16 protein-coding genes are annotated in these 13,875 nt (G+C 65.8%); 5 read left to right on the forward strand and 11 right to left on the reverse strand.

Annotated elements, in window-relative coordinates; all coding sequences use genetic code 11:
- Window positions 1-17 precede the first annotated feature (17 nt).
- The 9 genes from lipB to ELS24_RS29720 form a co-directional block, all read right to left on the reverse strand.
- Complete coding sequence (gene lipB, locus ELS24_RS29680) at window positions 18-668, reverse strand: lipoyl(octanoyl) transferase LipB (RefSeq protein WP_050446136.1); 651 nt, start codon at window positions 666-668, stop codon at window positions 18-20.
- A gap of 12 nt (window positions 669-680) precedes the next feature.
- Window positions 681-953 (reverse strand): YbeD family protein, encoded by a 273-nt coding sequence (locus ELS24_RS29685; protein ID WP_006216435.1) that lies wholly within the window; start codon window positions 951-953, stop codon window positions 681-683.
- Window positions 954-1,067: 114 nt separating this feature from the next.
- Window positions 1,068-1,934, reverse strand: a complete 867-nt coding sequence (locus ELS24_RS29690; RefSeq protein ID WP_164741320.1) for a D-amino acid aminotransferase — start codon at window positions 1,932-1,934, stop codon at window positions 1,068-1,070.
- Between the two features lie 129 nt (window positions 1,935-2,063).
- Complete coding sequence (locus tag ELS24_RS29695; RefSeq protein ID WP_127186115.1) at window positions 2,064-3,326, reverse strand: D-alanyl-D-alanine carboxypeptidase family protein; 1,263 nt, start codon at window positions 3,324-3,326, stop codon at window positions 2,064-2,066.
- 170 nt (window positions 3,327-3,496) lie between these two features.
- Window positions 3,497-4,150 carry an alpha/beta hydrolase gene (locus ELS24_RS29700; RefSeq protein WP_050446133.1) on the reverse strand — a complete coding sequence of 218 codons (654 nt, stop codon included), beginning with the start codon at window positions 4,148-4,150 and terminating at the stop codon, window positions 3,497-3,499.
- A 48-nt stretch (window positions 4,151-4,198) separates the two neighbouring features.
- Complete coding sequence (locus ELS24_RS29705; protein ID WP_370641204.1) at window positions 4,199-4,846, reverse strand: ABC-type transport auxiliary lipoprotein family protein; 648 nt, start codon at window positions 4,844-4,846, stop codon at window positions 4,199-4,201.
- Window positions 4,843-5,799, reverse strand: coding sequence for an MlaD family protein (locus tag ELS24_RS29710; RefSeq protein ID WP_050446132.1), 957 nt, complete (start codon window positions 5,797-5,799; stop codon window positions 4,843-4,845). The genes ELS24_RS29705 and ELS24_RS29710 overlap by 4 nt, the downstream gene beginning before the upstream one ends.
- Complete coding sequence (locus ELS24_RS29715) at window positions 5,786-6,625, reverse strand: ABC transporter ATP-binding protein (protein WP_050446131.1); 840 nt, start codon at window positions 6,623-6,625, stop codon at window positions 5,786-5,788. Before ELS24_RS29715 ends, ELS24_RS29710 begins: the two co-directional genes overlap by 14 nt.
- A complete protein-coding gene (locus ELS24_RS29720) occupies window positions 6,625-7,755 on the reverse strand; it encodes an MlaE family ABC transporter permease (RefSeq protein ID WP_050446130.1) in 1,131 nt (376 codons plus the stop codon). The genes ELS24_RS29715 and ELS24_RS29720 overlap by 1 nt, the downstream gene beginning before the upstream one ends.
- Before the next feature lie 95 nt (window positions 7,756-7,850).
- Between ELS24_RS29720 and ELS24_RS29725 the strand changes: the two genes are divergently transcribed.
- From ELS24_RS29725 to ELS24_RS31030, 3 genes are read left to right on the forward strand one after another with little or no spacing between them, the layout of a single operon-like run.
- On the forward strand, window positions 7,851-8,702 hold the full coding sequence (locus tag ELS24_RS29725; RefSeq protein WP_127186116.1) for a biotin--[acetyl-CoA-carboxylase] ligase: 852 nt from the start codon (window positions 7,851-7,853) through the stop codon (window positions 8,700-8,702).
- Window positions 8,699-9,505 (forward strand): type III pantothenate kinase, encoded by an 807-nt coding sequence (locus ELS24_RS29730; RefSeq protein WP_050446128.1) that lies wholly within the window; start codon window positions 8,699-8,701, stop codon window positions 9,503-9,505. Before ELS24_RS29725 ends, ELS24_RS29730 begins: the two co-directional genes overlap by 4 nt.
- Window positions 9,506-9,520: 15 nt before the next feature.
- Entirely contained in the window at window positions 9,521-9,694 is a 174-nt protein-coding gene (locus ELS24_RS31030; protein WP_164741321.1) for a hypothetical protein, read from the forward strand.
- Between the two features lie 38 nt (window positions 9,695-9,732).
- Here ELS24_RS31030 and ELS24_RS29735 read toward each other — a convergent pair whose 3' ends face one another.
- Window positions 9,733-11,067 carry a 3-deoxy-D-manno-octulosonic acid transferase gene (locus ELS24_RS29735; RefSeq protein ID WP_127186117.1) on the reverse strand — a complete coding sequence of 445 codons (1,335 nt, stop codon included), beginning with the start codon at window positions 11,065-11,067 and terminating at the stop codon, window positions 9,733-9,735.
- A gap of 1 nt (window position 11,068) precedes the next feature.
- Window positions 11,069-12,118 (reverse strand): lipopolysaccharide heptosyltransferase I, encoded by a 1,050-nt coding sequence (waaC, locus tag ELS24_RS29740; RefSeq protein WP_127186118.1) that lies wholly within the window; start codon window positions 12,116-12,118, stop codon window positions 11,069-11,071.
- Window positions 12,119-12,244: 126 nt separating this feature from the next.
- Here waaC and ELS24_RS29745 point away from each other — a divergent pair, with 126 nt between their 5' ends.
- Window positions 12,245-13,297, forward strand: coding sequence for a Gfo/Idh/MocA family protein (locus ELS24_RS29745; protein ID WP_127186119.1), 1,053 nt, complete (start codon window positions 12,245-12,247; stop codon window positions 13,295-13,297).
- 5 nt (window positions 13,298-13,302) lie between these two features.
- Window positions 13,303-13,872 (forward strand): acyltransferase, encoded by a 570-nt coding sequence (locus tag ELS24_RS29750; protein WP_127186120.1) that lies wholly within the window; start codon window positions 13,303-13,305, stop codon window positions 13,870-13,872.
- Window positions 13,873-13,875: the final 3 nt, after the last annotated feature.

Genomic DNA, 13,875 nt, shown 5'->3' on the forward strand with positions numbered 1-13,875 from the left:
GGTCTTCAAATCTGTTTTCAAAGCGTGCTTCTTGCGCGGCGCCAGGCGTCCGCCAGATTCCGCGCCAGCGCGTCGCCCACGTCGGTGGGCAAGCGGCGCACGCCGCAGGCCGCCATGTCGACGGTGCGCAGCCCTTCGTAGCCGCAGGGGTTGATGCCCAGGAAAGGAGCCAGGTCCATATCCACATTGAGCGACACGCCATGATAGGCGCGCCCGTTGCGGATCTTGATGCCCAGCGCCGCGATCTTGGCGAGTTCGCCGCTGCCGGGGCCCAGATCGGGGTCCGGCACGTACACGCCCGGCGCGCCGGGCTTGCGACAGGCGCCATCCACGCCGTGCTGCGTCAGCGTGTCGATAACGGCGCCTTCCAGCAGCGTGACGTATTCCTTCACGTACATATCCACGCGACGCAGGTCGAACAGCGCATACGCCATGACCTGCCCTGGCCCGTGATACGTCACCTGGCCGCCGCGGTCGCAATGCACGATGGGGATGTTGCCGGGGTTCAGCACATGTTGCGGCAGGCCAGCCTGGCCCAAGGTGTAGACCGGCGCATGTTCGCAAAGCCAGATCTCGTCGGGCGTATCGGCGCCGCGCAGCGCGGTATACGCCTGCATGTCCTGCCAGACCGGCAGATAGTCCGCCGGCCGCGCGAGCCACTTGATCACGGCAATTCCGGTTTACAGAACGATGGACACCATCGGATGGCCGTGCAAGGCCTTGTACAGGTTGTCCAATTGCTCGCGCGAGGTGGCGCGCACGATGAACGTCAAGCCCATGTAGTTGCCGCCCTTGCTGGGGCGCATCTCGACCGTGGCGGCGTCAAAGCCGGGGTCGAACTGCAACACGACGTCAGTCAGCGTCTGGGCGAATTCGGGATGCTGCTTGCCCATGACCTTGATGGGAAAGTCGCTGGGATATTCGATAAGCGATTCTTCGGGCGGAATATGCATGAGAGTGACCTAGAGAGGTGGTTGCCCCTGAATGTTTTTATATGGGGGCAAGCTGCGCGCAGGCAAGGCCGGCCGGAAGGTCGGGCGGCTGTGGCAGCCGCCCGGTACTGCGGCTTACAGCGCGGCGATGCGGGCATCATAACCCGCTCGCAACTGCTCAAAAACAGGGCCGGGCTTGCCCGAACCCACCGGCTTTCCGTCCAGCGAAACAATCGCCAGCACTTCCTTGGTAGCCGAAGACAGCATCAGTTCGTCGGCGGATTCCACCTCTTGCTGGCTGATACGGCGCGACTCGAAGGGGATGCCCGCGGCTTCGGCCAATTCGCCCATCAGGCCGTAGCGGATGCCTTCCAGGATCAGGTTGTTCTTGGGCGGCGCCAGCAGCTTGCCACCCGACACGACCCAGATGTTGGTGGACGAGCCTTCGGTCAGGTAGCCATCGCGAAACTGCACGACTTCGTCGGCGTTCGCATCCACCGCCTGCTGCTTGGCCAGCACGTTACCCAACAGCGACACCGACTTGATCTCGCAATGCAGCCAGCGTTCGTCGGGAATGCTGATGGCGGTCAAGCCCTGCGTGCGCTGCGCGGCGGGCGGCGGGGACCACGCCGAAATCATGCCGAACACGGTGGGCGTGACGGGGGTGGCCGGAAACTGGTGGTCGCGCTTGGCCACGCCGCGCGTGACCTGCAAGTAGACAATGCAGGTGTCCAGATTGGTACGCGCCAGCAACTGCTCGATCAGGTCGACCCAGCCCGCGCGGTCCAGCGGCGGCGCGATACGCAAGGCTGCCAGGCTGCGATCCAGGCGGTTAAGGTGCTCCGCCATGCGGAATGCCTTGCCCTGGTACACGGGAACGACTTCGTAAATGCCGTCGCCAAAAATAAAACCGCGGTCCAGGACAGAGACTTTCGCCTCGTCGACACGCAGGAACTCGCCGTTGAGATACACCTGGCTTTCGCCCGGCACGCCCGGAATCATGGGGTACTCCTGAAGGATCAAACGTCGCGGACAAACCCGGTGGGCTTGCCTGAAAATAGAAAACGGGCGTTTCGCACGAAACGCCCGCTGCTAGCTTACACCCGCGCCCGCGCCCGTGGCGCGACGCGCTTACTGGAACCAGCGCTTTACGGTGTCGGCCATGCGGCCGAAGAAGCCCGCGCGTTCAACGGCGTCTTGCACCACCAACGGTTCAGTGCGCAGCACCTTGCCGTCCAGCGTGAACTGCAGCGTGCCCACCTGTTGGCCCTTGGTCAGTGGGGCGATCAGCGGATCGGTGCGCTGAGCCACCGGCTTCAAGTCACCGGCCTTGCCGCGCGGCACCGCGATCGACACCGGGTTCGGCGGACCCAGCTTGACGTTGTCCGCCGTGCCTTCCCACACGCGGGCGTCGATTCCGGGTTGGCTCTTGTCGAACAGCTTCACGGTATCGAAGTTCTGGAAGCTCCAGTTCAAGAGCTTCAGGCTTTCTTCGGCGCGCGTGGCTTCGCTGTCCGTACCCACCACCACCGTCAGGATGCGGCGGTCGCCCCGCACCGCGGTCGACACCAGGCAGTAGCCGGCCGAGTCGGTGTGGCCGGTCTTCATGCCGTCCACCGAGGGGTCGGCCCACAGAAGGCGGTTGCGGTTCGGCTGCGTGATCTTGTTGTACGTGTAGCTTTTCTGCTTGTAGTAGTGAAAGTAGTCGGGGTGATCGGTGATCAGGTGCGACGACAACGTGGCCAGGTCGCGCGTGGAGGTCACGTGCTGCGGATCCGGCAGGCCGGTTGCGTTCATGAAGTGGGTGTTCTTCATGCCCAGGCGTTCGGCTTCCTGGTTCATCAGCGCGGCAAACGCCGATTCGCTGCCGCCCACGGCTTCGGCCAGCGCCACGGAGGCGTCGTTGCCGGACTGCACGATCATGCCTTGATTCAGTTCGTCGACCGTCACCGGTTTGCGCGGTTCGATGAACATGCGCGACCCGCCCGTGCGCCAGGCGTGCTCGGACACGGGCACCGTCTGCTCCAGCGTCAGGCGCTTTTCTTCCAGCGCGTTGAACACCACGTAGGCCGTCATGATCTTGGTCAGCGATGCCGGCTCGACCTTCATGTCGGGGTTGGACGCGGCCAAGGTCTGACCGCTGTTCACGTCGATCACGATCCATGCCTTGGCGGCGATGGTGGGCGCCGGAACTGCCGACACATCACCCACCGGCACCGCGCCCGTGGCCGCTGGCGCGGGCGCCGCGGTGCCGCTAGCCGCCGGTGTGGCGGCGGGCGCCGGTTGCGACCAGGCCGGCATCGAGGCCGCGAGCATCGCCGACAACACAGCGCCTGTGATCAGGCGGCGGGTAAAGACAACGGGGGAGTGAACGGAATAAGGCAATTTCTTCATCGGCAACGTGGGTCCCAGGAAAGACGCCCGCCGGCGCGGGGCTGATGGCTGACAATTATAGGCAGGCGATTGGACCGGTCCGCTTCGCAGGGGGTTCCCGGTGCGTTTAAAACATGCAACCTGATGCAACCTGACGCCTGGCTGATGCAAGCGGACGCATGGCGCCAGCGTCAGTCCAGCGCGACCTTCAAGCGCGCCTGCACCAACTGGCGCAGCACCAGCAGCTTGCCATGGAAGAAGTGCGATGCGCCCGGCACCACCACCACGGGAATCGAGCGCGGCCGCGCCCAGTCCATCGCTTCGGACAGCGGCACCACTTCGTCTTCTTCGCCGTGGACCATCAACGTGTCGTCCGGTACCTGCACTTCGTGCGACTGAAAGCGGTTGACCGCCGGCCCCATCAACATCAGCGCGGACGGCAAGGCAGCATCGCCCGCTTCAGCCAGCGCCGCGTAGGTTTGCGCGGCGACGGCGGTGCCAAATGAAAAGCCCGCCAGCACCCAGGGCGCATCGGCCAGTTCAGGATGCAGTTCGCGCATTTGCGCCACCACCGCCAGCATGTCCTGCGTTTCGCCCACCGACTTGTCGAACACGCCTTCCGACTGTCCCACGCCACGGAAGTTGGGGCGCACCGCCACCAGGCCATGCTGCACGCAGGCGCGCGACACGGTCGTGACGACCTTGTTTTCGCGCGCACCGCCTTGCAGGGGATGCGGATGCAGGACCAGGGCCCAGCCTCGCGGCGTGCCGGCAGGCCAATCGACGGCGCAATCGATGCGGCCGGCGGGGCCGGTGAAGGCGTGGGTATCAGTGCGTGCGGACATGGTTGAACTCAACGTGAAAAGCGGAAAAACGAAAAAACGAAAACGATGTTAACCGCCCGCTTTTGCCGCGGGCGTCATCGTGGCGGGGGCCATGGTGTTGGCCAGCCATTGCGCCAACTGGTCGGCCGCCTGGTCGGTGGCTTGCCGCAAGGCGGCCACGCCACCCGCGGCGTCCTGCGTGGGCGCGGGCGCCTGCACCAGGATGCGCGTTTGATCGACGACCGCGCGGCCATTGACCAAAACCGCTTGCAGCAAGATGCGCCCCTGGCTGGTCTGGCCGTCTTCAGAGAACACCTGTTCGAACTGCGACAGGGAAACCTGCAATTGCGGCGTCTGAAGATTGACGCGGTCAGCCAGAACGGGACCCTGACGCGACAGGCGGTCGGCAATACGCTGGCGCACCAGCTCGGACGGCGCCGACGCCCAGCGGTAGGTGGCATAGGCCTTGGGTGCGGCGCTGTCGCCCACCCGCCAGATCATGCCGGTATCCGACAACGTCGGCGAGGCCTGGAAGCTCAGCGCAATGGGCGCGCGTGCTGGCAAGGCGGGGGCTGGCTGGGCGTCCAGCCCCAGGTCAAAGACGGACGGCGGTGCGGGCACGCGGCCAATGCCGCAACCGGCAAGCGCCAGGGTCAAAGACAGGATCAACGTTCGGGTCGCCATCGAAACGGCACTACGCATCTTCAGCTTCTTCATTTGGACTGCCTCCCGAAACCGGCGAACCCGGCTTCGCCAGGCCCGGGCGCAATGGGCGCCGGGCCGAACAAGAACGATTGCGGCGTGCTGTCGACACGGCGCAGGGTCACGGCCGCCCCGCGCGCGGCCGCACTGACGTTGGTGGCCATATTGGTGACGGCAGGCAAGGTCTCGCCATCCAGCCGGGCGGCGGCCAGGGCAATATCGTTCAGGCTGCGCGTGGCCACCGACAAGGGGCCGTCGGGCGCATTCAGGCGTGCCACCGCCAGGCGAGCCTGCTGGGCCAGATCGGCAATTTCGCGCGCCGCGCGATCCGCCTGGCGCGAGGTATTGCCCAGCGAATCCAGCAGCGGGCCCAGCTTGGCCATGGTGGGCGCCAGGTCGCGGCTGGCTTGCCGCAATGATTGCGTGATGTCGGTGGCGTTCTGCAGGCTGGCCGTCAGCGCTTGCACGTTTTGTTCGCTAAGCACGCGGCGCAGTTGCTCGGTGGCTTCTTCCACATTGGAAATCAGCTTGCCGCCGCGCTGCTCGATGCGGTCAAGAAAGCCCGGGCGCAGCGGAATGGCGGCGGGATGTTCCGCCGTGGACGTCAGGCGCGTGAGCGACGAGCCGTCGTCGCGCAGCTCGACGTTGGCCATGCCCGTCACGCCCTGCACGCCCAGTTCGGCCCAGGTCGATTCGGTGATCGGCGTGTTCGGGGCCACGCCGATGCGGATGCGCACCTGCCCCGGCTTGTTGGGGTTCAGCGCCAGCGACTGCACCTTGCCCACCGGCACGCCCTGATAGCGCACGGCCGATTGCGGGTTCAGGCCGCTGACGGCCGTGGCCGAGATGATTTCGTATGTTTGCAGCTGGGTCCGGTCCCGACCGATCCAGACGGCCACCAGCACGGCGGCGGCCAGCAGGACCAGCGTGAAGATGCCGGCCATGAGCGCATGACTACGGTTTTCCATGATGCAATCCCTTCGGCGCCAGGTCCCCAAGCGCGCGCAAGCCGCGTTCGCCCAGGAAGAACGTGTGAATGAAGGGGTGATCGACCTTCAGTACTTCCGGCACCGTGTCGCACACGATCACCCGCTTGTCCGCCAGCACGGCCACACGGGTGGCCAACGCCAGCAGCGTGTCCAGATCGTGCGTCACCATGACGACGGTAAATCCCAACTGCCGATGCAGGCTGCGCACCAGATCCACGAATTCGTCCGAACGCAGCGGGTCCAGGCCGGCCGTGGGTTCGTCCAGGAACAGCAATTCCGGGTCCAGCGACAACGCACGCGCCAGCGCCACGCGCTTGACCATGCCGCCAGACAGGTCCGACGGCCGCTTGTCGGCATCATTGGCCGTCAACCCCACCATGGCCAGCCGGCACATGACGACGTCGCGCACCAGGTCTTCGGGCACCGTGCGCAGTTCGCGCAGCGGCAAGGCCACGTTGTCGAACACGGACAAGGCCGAGAACAGCGCCCCCGCCTGAAACAACATGCCCCATCGGTACGACAGCCGTCGGCGCTCGCCGGGCGACAGGTCGAACAGCGAATGCCCCAGCACCTTCACGCTGCCGGCGGTGGGCTGGTCCAGGCCGATGATCTGGCGCAGCAACACCGTCTTGCCCGTGCCCGAGCCGCCCACCAGCACCAGGATTTCGCCCGGGAAGACGGTCAGGTCAAGGTTGTCGTGAACCACATGGTCGCCAAAGGCCGTGCGCAGGCCGCGCACCGTGATGACGGGTTCAACCGTGATGCTGTCATCGGTGAACAGGCGGTGTTGCAGGACGCTGTTCATCAGATGCCCACCGAACTGAAAATAATGGCGTAAAGCGCATCCAGCAGAATCACGCCTGTAATCGACGTAACCACGGATGTGGTGGTACCGCGCCCCAGACTTTCCGTATTGGGCTGGATGCGCAGGCCGAAGTGGCAGGCGATCAACGCGATCAGAATGCCGAAGGTCACGCCCTTCAGGATGCCGATCCAGTAATTGGTCAATGAAATGGCGTCAGGCAGCGACGTCAAAAACCACTGCGCCGACACGCCCAACTGCACTTGCGCGGCCAGCATGCCGCCCAGGATCGCCATCGCACTCGTCCACAGGGTCAGCAGGGGCATGGTTACCGCCAACGCCAGCACGCGCGGCAGGATCAGCCTTTGGCCGTGCGAAATGCCCATGACGCGCATGGCGTCCAGTTCCTGGGTGACCCGCATCACGCCGATCTGGGCGGTGATGGCCGAGCCCGACCGGCCCGCCACCAGAATGGCGGCCAGCACCGGCCCAAGCTCGCGCACGATGGACACGCCCAGCAGCCGCACGATGAAGCGGTCGGCGCCGATCATCTGCAACTGTTGCGCCGACAGATACGACAGCACCACGCCAATCAGGAACCCCACCAGCGCCGTGATGCCCAGCGCCTGCGCGCCGGTTCGATACACCTGCGCCGAGATCTCGCGCCATGGGCCCAAACGCGGACGGCGCAGCATGCTGCCCAGGTCCAGCATCAATTGGCCCAGCATGATGAGCAGCGCCCGGCCGTTTTCGGCGGCCTGGAAGATGGCGCCGCCGAGCGCGCGGACCCAAGTCCAGGATTCGGGCTTGGACGGCGCCGCCTGGACCCCGCCCTTGTTCATGGCCAGCGCGTTGAACACATCCTGCTGGCCGGCCGACCAGCGCACGCGCTCGGGCAGCTTTTCACCCCAGGCCTGCCAGATGAGCAAGGCGCCGATGGTGTCCAGCCGGCTGATGCCATGCAGGTCCCAACGCACGCCATCTTCGGCGGCACGAGCCATTGCCGTGCGCCGGCGTTCGACTTCGCCGGTCTGGGCCAGGGCCAGGACGCTCCAGTCGCCCGCCACATGGCAAACTTTCCCGTCCTGACGGAAAGGCGCGGCGGCGGACGCGGATGAAGCGGAATGCGGCATGTAGGCGGGGCACCGATGCAAAATGTATCGCCAATGATAAACGCTTGAGGGCTGAATGGCCGCTAGGGCCGGCCGCGTGCCCTACAATCGCCGCCATGCCCGATCACGTCCGCCCAATCGACCTGCCCGCGCCGGAAGCCCTGGCCCGGGAGCTAGGCTCGCGCCTGCCCGCATTCCAAGACATCGCCTGGACCGGCGACACCGGGTCAACCAACGCCGACCTGCTGGCGCGCGCGCGCTCGGGCGCCGGGGCTGGTAAACCCTGGCTGCTGGGCAGCCACCTGCAGAACGCCGGCCGTGGCCGAGCGGGGCGCCCGTGGCAAAACCAGTCTGGCGCCACCTTGATGTTTTCCTGCGCTTACGACGTCCATCTGCCTGCCGCGCAATTGCCCGCGCTGTCTCCCTTGGCCGGCGTGGCCGCCTGCGAGGCACTGCGCGCGGTAGCCGGCCCGCGTGCGCGCGGCCTGTGCATGAAGTGGCCGAACGATGTGCAGTGGCACGACGCCAAGCTGGCGGGCGTGCTGGTGGAAACCACCCGCAACCCGGGCGGCCGCGAAGCCGGCTACACCGTCGTCATCGGCATGGGCGTCAATTTGACCGACGCGAGCGAACTGTCTCGCGCATTGGGCCGCGAGGTGGCCGACTGGACCCAGGTGCAGGCCGAAGCAGACCGCGTGGCCACCGCCGCCGACCTGGTCTGCGCCAGCGCCACCGCCTGGCTGGAAGCCGTCCAGACCCTGGAACGCGAAGGTTTCGCCGCGTTCCGCCAGCGTTTCAACCAGGTCGACGCCTTGGCGGGCAGGCCGGTGAACGTGCTGGAGAAAGGCGATATCCTACTTAGCGGCACCGCCTGTGGCGTAGACGAACACGGGCGCCTGCTGGTGCAAACGCCCGAGGGCGCCACCCCGATCTCGATCGGTGAAATTTCGATTCGACGCCAAGCATGATTATTCTCATCGACTCCGGCAACAGCCGTCTCAAGGTGGGTTGGCTGGACGCCAGCAACCCCGACATGCCCCGCGAACCGGCGGCTGTCGCCTTCGACGGCCTGGACCTGGATGCGCTGGACGGCTGGCTGGCCGCGCTGCCGCGCCCCCCCCTGCGCGCGCTGGGCGTGAACGTGGCGGGCGACGCACGCGGCACGGCCATCGCCGCGATCCTGCAAAAGCACGGCTGCGCGGTGACCTGGTCGCCGTCGCAGGCGGCCACGCTGGGGCTGGTCAACAATTACCGGGTGCCGACGCAATTGGGCGCCGACCGCTGGGCCTCGCTGCTGGGCGTGCTGTCGCGCCTGCCGGGCGCGCATCCGCCTTTCGTGCTGGCCAGCTTCGGCACCGCCACCACCATCGACACCGTCGGCCCTGACAACGTTTTCGCGGGCGGCCTGATCCTGCCGGGTCCGGCCATGATGCGCAACGCGCTGGCCCATGGCACCGCCAACCTGCCCATCGCCAACGGCCAGGTCGTGGCCTACCCCGTTGATACGCACGAAGCCATCGCCTCGGGCATCGCCGCGGCCCAAGCCGGCGCGGTGGTGCGCCAATGGCTGGCGGGCCGTCAGCGCTATGGCCAAACCCCGCAGATCTACGCAGCTGGCGGCGGCTGGCCCGAAGTGCATCAAGAGATAGAACGCCTGCTGGCGGATGCCGGCGGCGCGTTCGGCGCGGCCCCCGTGCCGGTGTACCTGGATCACCCCGTCCTGGATGGCCTGGCCGCGGTCGCGCGCGCCACCCTGGACACCCACGCCTGAGCAAGGTCCGCCGACATGCGAGTGCTCTTCATCCTGATAGTGCTGGCGAATTTATGGGTGCTGGCGCTGGGCCAGGGCTGGATCGGCGTGCGCCCGGAAGATGAGGGGCGGGAAACGCGAAAGTTCAGCCAGGAATTGAACGTGGATGCGGTAAAGCTGGTGGGGCGGGCGACGCAAACGTCGCGCTAAGCGTTTTATCGCCCTGGCGGCGTAATGCTGCTTGATGCTTACCCCAGCCAGGGCGCCAGCGCATCCATGGTCCGCCACGTTGCCCCCGCATGCAGCTCAAACCAGGCACGAGCGGCATGGCTCGCGTCTTGGCGCTGTGCGTCATCCTTCAGCATGGCCAACGCCGCATCGACAGCCTGAGCAGGGTCAGCCTTGCGCATCACCGCTCCGGCTGCAATGGCATCTTCCGCCGCCTGCTGAAAATTGAACGTGTGCGGTCCCACGATGACCGGCACACCCGCTGCACACGCCTCGATCAGGTTCTGACCGCCCAGCGGCGCAAAGCTGCCCGCCACAACGGCCACGTCCGAGGCGGCGTAATAGAAGGCCATTTCACCCAGGCTATCGCCAAGCAGCACCCGGGTTTCTGGCGCCGGATCGCCGCCAGCGCTGCGCCGGACATACGACACGCCCGCCTCGCTCAGCAGGCGCGCAGCGTCGTCAAAGCGTTGCGGGTGGCGCGGGATCAGCAGAAACAGCGGCGCGTCGATGGGGATGCCTGCGGCGTTGTTGGCGGAGCCACTGGCGGGATGGCTAGAACCCTTGCCGACACGCTTGATGGCGTCGATGAAAGGCGCGTCCTCGCCTTCGCGGGTGCTTGCGATGGCGATGACCTGGCGGCCGATACGCGCGCGCCATTCCCGGCCGGCCTGGACCTGCGCCGCCGGCAGCACCAAGTCGAATTTCAGGTTGCCCGTCACGATGGGTGCAGGAGCGCCCGCCTGCTCCAGTCGAGCGGCATCTTCAGCCGTCTGCGCCAGCACGAGATCCAGGCTGCCCAAGGCTTCGCGCATCACGCTGCCCATCCGAGTCGCCTGGCGCAGCGACGATGCCGAGTACCGCGCGCTGACCAGCGCCATCGGCACCCCTGCTTGCCGCGCGGCCGCCAGCAGGTTGGGCCAGATCTCGCGTTCAATCAGCAGGCCACAGCGAGGCCGGTAGCCGCGCATGAAGCGCCGGGTCGCCCCGGGAAAGTCATAAGGAAGCCAGGCTTGCCGCAACTGGCCCCGGGAAAGGGCATCGGCAAACAGCCGCTGGCCTTCGGCGCGGCCGGTCGCGGTCATGTGCGTCAACAGCACCGGCAGACCACGGTCCAGCAAGGCCTGCACCAACGGTTGCGCGGCACGGGTCTCGCCCAGGCTGACGGCGTGCATCCACACCGGCGCCGTCCAACTGAAATCGTGGGGGGCTACCGCCGGCCCAATCGCATGGCCGAAACGCTCGCGGGAAAACACCTGCCATTGGCCGCCAGCGCGTTTGGCGCGCCGGGCCATCCACAACCAGAGCAGCGGAGCGAGCGCCCGCAGTGCCAGCGTGTAGACGCAGCGGTTCATGTCACTGCGCGGCCAGCGCCTGTTCAACCGAAGCCATCACCGCTTCGCGCGACGGCGAAGCGCCCCGGTCACCCAGGCTGGCGGTGTAGTTGGACCCGACCAGCGGGGTGCGAACCGGTGTGGAGGCACGGTAAATGCCGATGGTCGGCCGGCCCAAGGCGGCGGACAGGTGCGTCAGGCCGCTGTCCAGACCGACCATCAGGCGCGAGCCGGCCAGCAGGCGCGCCACGTCCGTCAAGTCCATGCGGGGCATCACTTCCGCCCCGTCCATGCCTGCCACCAGCAGGCTGGCGCGTTCAGCTTCCTGGTCGTTGCCCGCCAGCAACTTGAGCGCACAACCGGCATCGCGCAGGCGACGGAACACCGCGCGCCAATCGTCCTCGGGCCAAAGTTTGTCGTCGCGGCTGGCCGAGGGCATGATCACGGCATAGCCGCGGTCGGTATCCAGGTGATGCAGGCGCGGTAGTTCCTTGGCATCCAAGCCGGCGCTGGAGACTTCGTGAACCGGGTCGGCACCGCCCTCCCGGCCCTGCGCCGCCTGGCGCAAAAACGTCTGCAGGCCGAAATCGGGCAAGCCGCCGTGCTGGTAACCAAATGTCAACGCCGCGAGCTTGCGCTGGCGAATGACGGCCGGTTGCCAGAATTCCACCCGATGCCGTACGTCATAGAACAGTGATGCGAGAGGCTCGCGCGCCGAACGCCAGTCCAGCCCGTGACGCACGCCGCGCGCCTGCCGCACCAGCCACGCGGACTTCAGCAGGGCCTGCATATCCAGCACAATGTCGTACTGCTTGGACCGCAAGCGCTCGCGCAACGCCCTGCGTTCGGCTCTCACTTGCGCCGACCACCAAGCCTTGCGCCAGCGGCGGTGGGCCACCTTGATGACCTCATTGACCGCTGGATGCCACATGGGAATTTCGGCGAAAGCCTCTTCGGCGATCCAGTCGATTTCGGCGTCCGGCACATGGCGGGCGATGTCGGAAATGGCGGGCAGCATATGCACCAGATCGCCGAGTGACGACGTGCGGACAATGAGAATGCGAGTTGGCATCAAGTCTTAGTCTAGAGGTTTCCCAACGCAACCCCGGCAGGCGCCAGGGACGTTCACGGTATCATTCCCGACTGTGCCGGGGCGCACATTCGAAGAATCCCGGCAATTTACAACAAACTCATCACAATGAATCTTCCTCCGATTAGTGATCGAAAGATCCGTTTTGCCCTGGTCGGCTGCGGGCGCATCTCCAAGAATCACATTGCCGCCCTTGCCCAGCATTCCGACCGCGCAGAACTGGTTGAGGTCTGCGACACGAATCCTGAATCGTTGCGCAATGCAGTACAGGCGACAGGCGCCAGGGGCTTTGCCTCGCTGACGGAACTGCTGCAGCAGGGCAATGCCGACGCGGTGGTGCTGGCCACCCCCTCCGGACTGCATCCATGGCAGGCGGTGGAAGCCGCGCAAGCCGGGCGCCACGTGGTGAGCGAAAAACCCATGGCAACCCGCTGGGAAGACGGCAAGCGCATGGTCAAGGCATGCGATGAAGCCGGGGTGCGTTTGTTCATCGTCAAGCAGAATCGCCGCAACGCGACGCTGCAGTTGGTCAAGAAAGCGATCGATAGTGGCCGTTTCGGTCGCATTTTCATGGTGACGGTCAACGTATTCTGGACCCGCCCGCAAGAGTATTATGATGCGGCTCGCTGGCGCGGAAAATGGGAATGGGACGGCGGCGCCTTCATGAACCAAGCCAGCCATTATGTCGATCTGCTGGATTGGTTGATCGGTCCGGTGGAAAGTGTCTACGCCTATACCGCCACGCTTGCCCGCCGTATCGAGGCGGAAGATACTGGTGTCGCGGCAGTGCGCTGGCGCCACGGCGCCATGGGCTCCATCAATGTCACCATGCTGACCTATCCGCAAAACCTGGAAGGTTCCATCACCATCCTGGGCGAAAAGGGCACGGTGCGCGTGGGCGGCGTGGCGGTCAATCGGATCGACGAGTGGAAATTCGCCGACGAGCAGGCCGACGACGCCAAGATCCGCGAAGCCAACTATGAAACCACTTCGGTCTACGGCTTCGGCCATCCTCTCTATTACGACAACGTCATCAAAACGTTGTGCGGAGAATGCGAGCCTGAGACCGACGGTCGCGAAGGTCTCCAGTCGCTGGCTCTATTGACGGCCATCTACCGTTCAGCCCGCGACGGTATTCGTGTCCCCCTGCCACTGGACTGAACTTCATGAGCATCCACCCCACCGCTATCGTCGACGCGGGCGCCCGCGTCGGGGCCGGAACGCGAATCTGGCATTGGGTCCATGTCAGCGCCGGCGCCGTGATCGGCGCCGGTTGCTCGCTGGGCCAGAATGTCTACGTCGGCAATCAGGTCCGTATCGGTGACCGCGTCAAGATTCAGAACAACGTGTCGGTCTATGACAACGTCACCCTGGAGGACGATGTCTTCTGCGGGCCGAGCATGGTGTTCACCAATGTCTACAACCCCCGCGCGGCCATCGAACGCAAGAACGAATACCGCGATACGCTGGTCCGCCAGGGGGCGACGCTGGGCGCCAATTGCACCATCGTGTGCGGTGTGACGGTTGGTCGCCACGCCTTCGTGGGCGCCGGCGCGGTGGTGAACAAATCGATTCCGGATTTCGCTCTGGTGGTTGGCGTGCCCGCCCGCCAGATCGGCTGGATGAGCCGTTACGGCGAACAATTGGACCTGCCCCTCAGCGGAAACGCCCAGGCCATCTGTCCCGCGACCGGTGAGCGGTACGTGTTGAACAACGGCGTTTGCGAACTAGCGTGAGCC

The sequence above is a fragment of the Achromobacter spanius genome (assembly GCF_003994415.1).
GTDB classification, from domain to species: domain Bacteria; phylum Pseudomonadota; class Gammaproteobacteria; order Burkholderiales; family Burkholderiaceae_B; genus Achromobacter; species Achromobacter spanius_C.

Coding starts and splice junctions, on each gene's coding strand:
- ELS24_RS29685 (WP_006216435.1), bottom strand. CDS start 953: ATGCATATTCCGCCCGAAGAATCGCTTATCGAATATCCCAGCGACTTT.
- ELS24_RS29690 (WP_164741320.1), bottom strand. CDS start 1,934: ATGATTCCGGGCGTGCCGGGCGAAAGCCAGGTGTATCTCAACGGCGAG.
- ELS24_RS29695 (WP_127186115.1), bottom strand. CDS start 3,326: ATGAAGAAATTGCCTTATTCCGTTCACTCCCCCGTTGTCTTTACCCGC.
- ELS24_RS29700 (WP_050446133.1), bottom strand. CDS start 4,150: ATGTCCGCACGCACTGATACCCACGCCTTCACCGGCCCCGCCGGCCGC.
- ELS24_RS29705 (WP_370641204.1), bottom strand. CDS start 4,846: ATGAAGAAGCTGAAGATGCGTAGTGCCGTTTCGATGGCGACCCGAACG.
- ELS24_RS29710 (WP_050446132.1), bottom strand. CDS start 5,799: ATGGAAAACCGTAGTCATGCGCTCATGGCCGGCATCTTCACGCTGGTC.
- ELS24_RS29715 (WP_050446131.1), bottom strand. CDS start 6,625: ATGAACAGCGTCCTGCAACACCGCCTGTTCACCGATGACAGCATCACG.
- ELS24_RS29720 (WP_050446130.1), bottom strand. CDS start 7,755: ATGCCGCATTCCGCTTCATCCGCGTCCGCCGCCGCGCCTTTCCGTCAG.
- ELS24_RS29725 (WP_127186116.1), top strand. CDS start 7,851: ATGCCCGATCACGTCCGCCCAATCGACCTGCCCGCGCCGGAAGCCCTG.
- ELS24_RS29730 (WP_050446128.1), top strand. CDS start 8,699: ATGATTATTCTCATCGACTCCGGCAACAGCCGTCTCAAGGTGGGTTGG.
- ELS24_RS31030 (WP_164741321.1), top strand. CDS start 9,521: ATGCGAGTGCTCTTCATCCTGATAGTGCTGGCGAATTTATGGGTGCTG.
- ELS24_RS29735 (WP_127186117.1), bottom strand. CDS start 11,067: ATGAACCGCTGCGTCTACACGCTGGCACTGCGGGCGCTCGCTCCGCTG.
- waaC (WP_127186118.1), bottom strand. CDS start 12,118: ATGCCAACTCGCATTCTCATTGTCCGCACGTCGTCACTCGGCGATCTG.
- ELS24_RS29745 (WP_127186119.1), top strand. CDS start 12,245: ATGAATCTTCCTCCGATTAGTGATCGAAAGATCCGTTTTGCCCTGGTC.
- ELS24_RS29750 (WP_127186120.1), top strand. CDS start 13,303: ATGAGCATCCACCCCACCGCTATCGTCGACGCGGGCGCCCGCGTCGGG.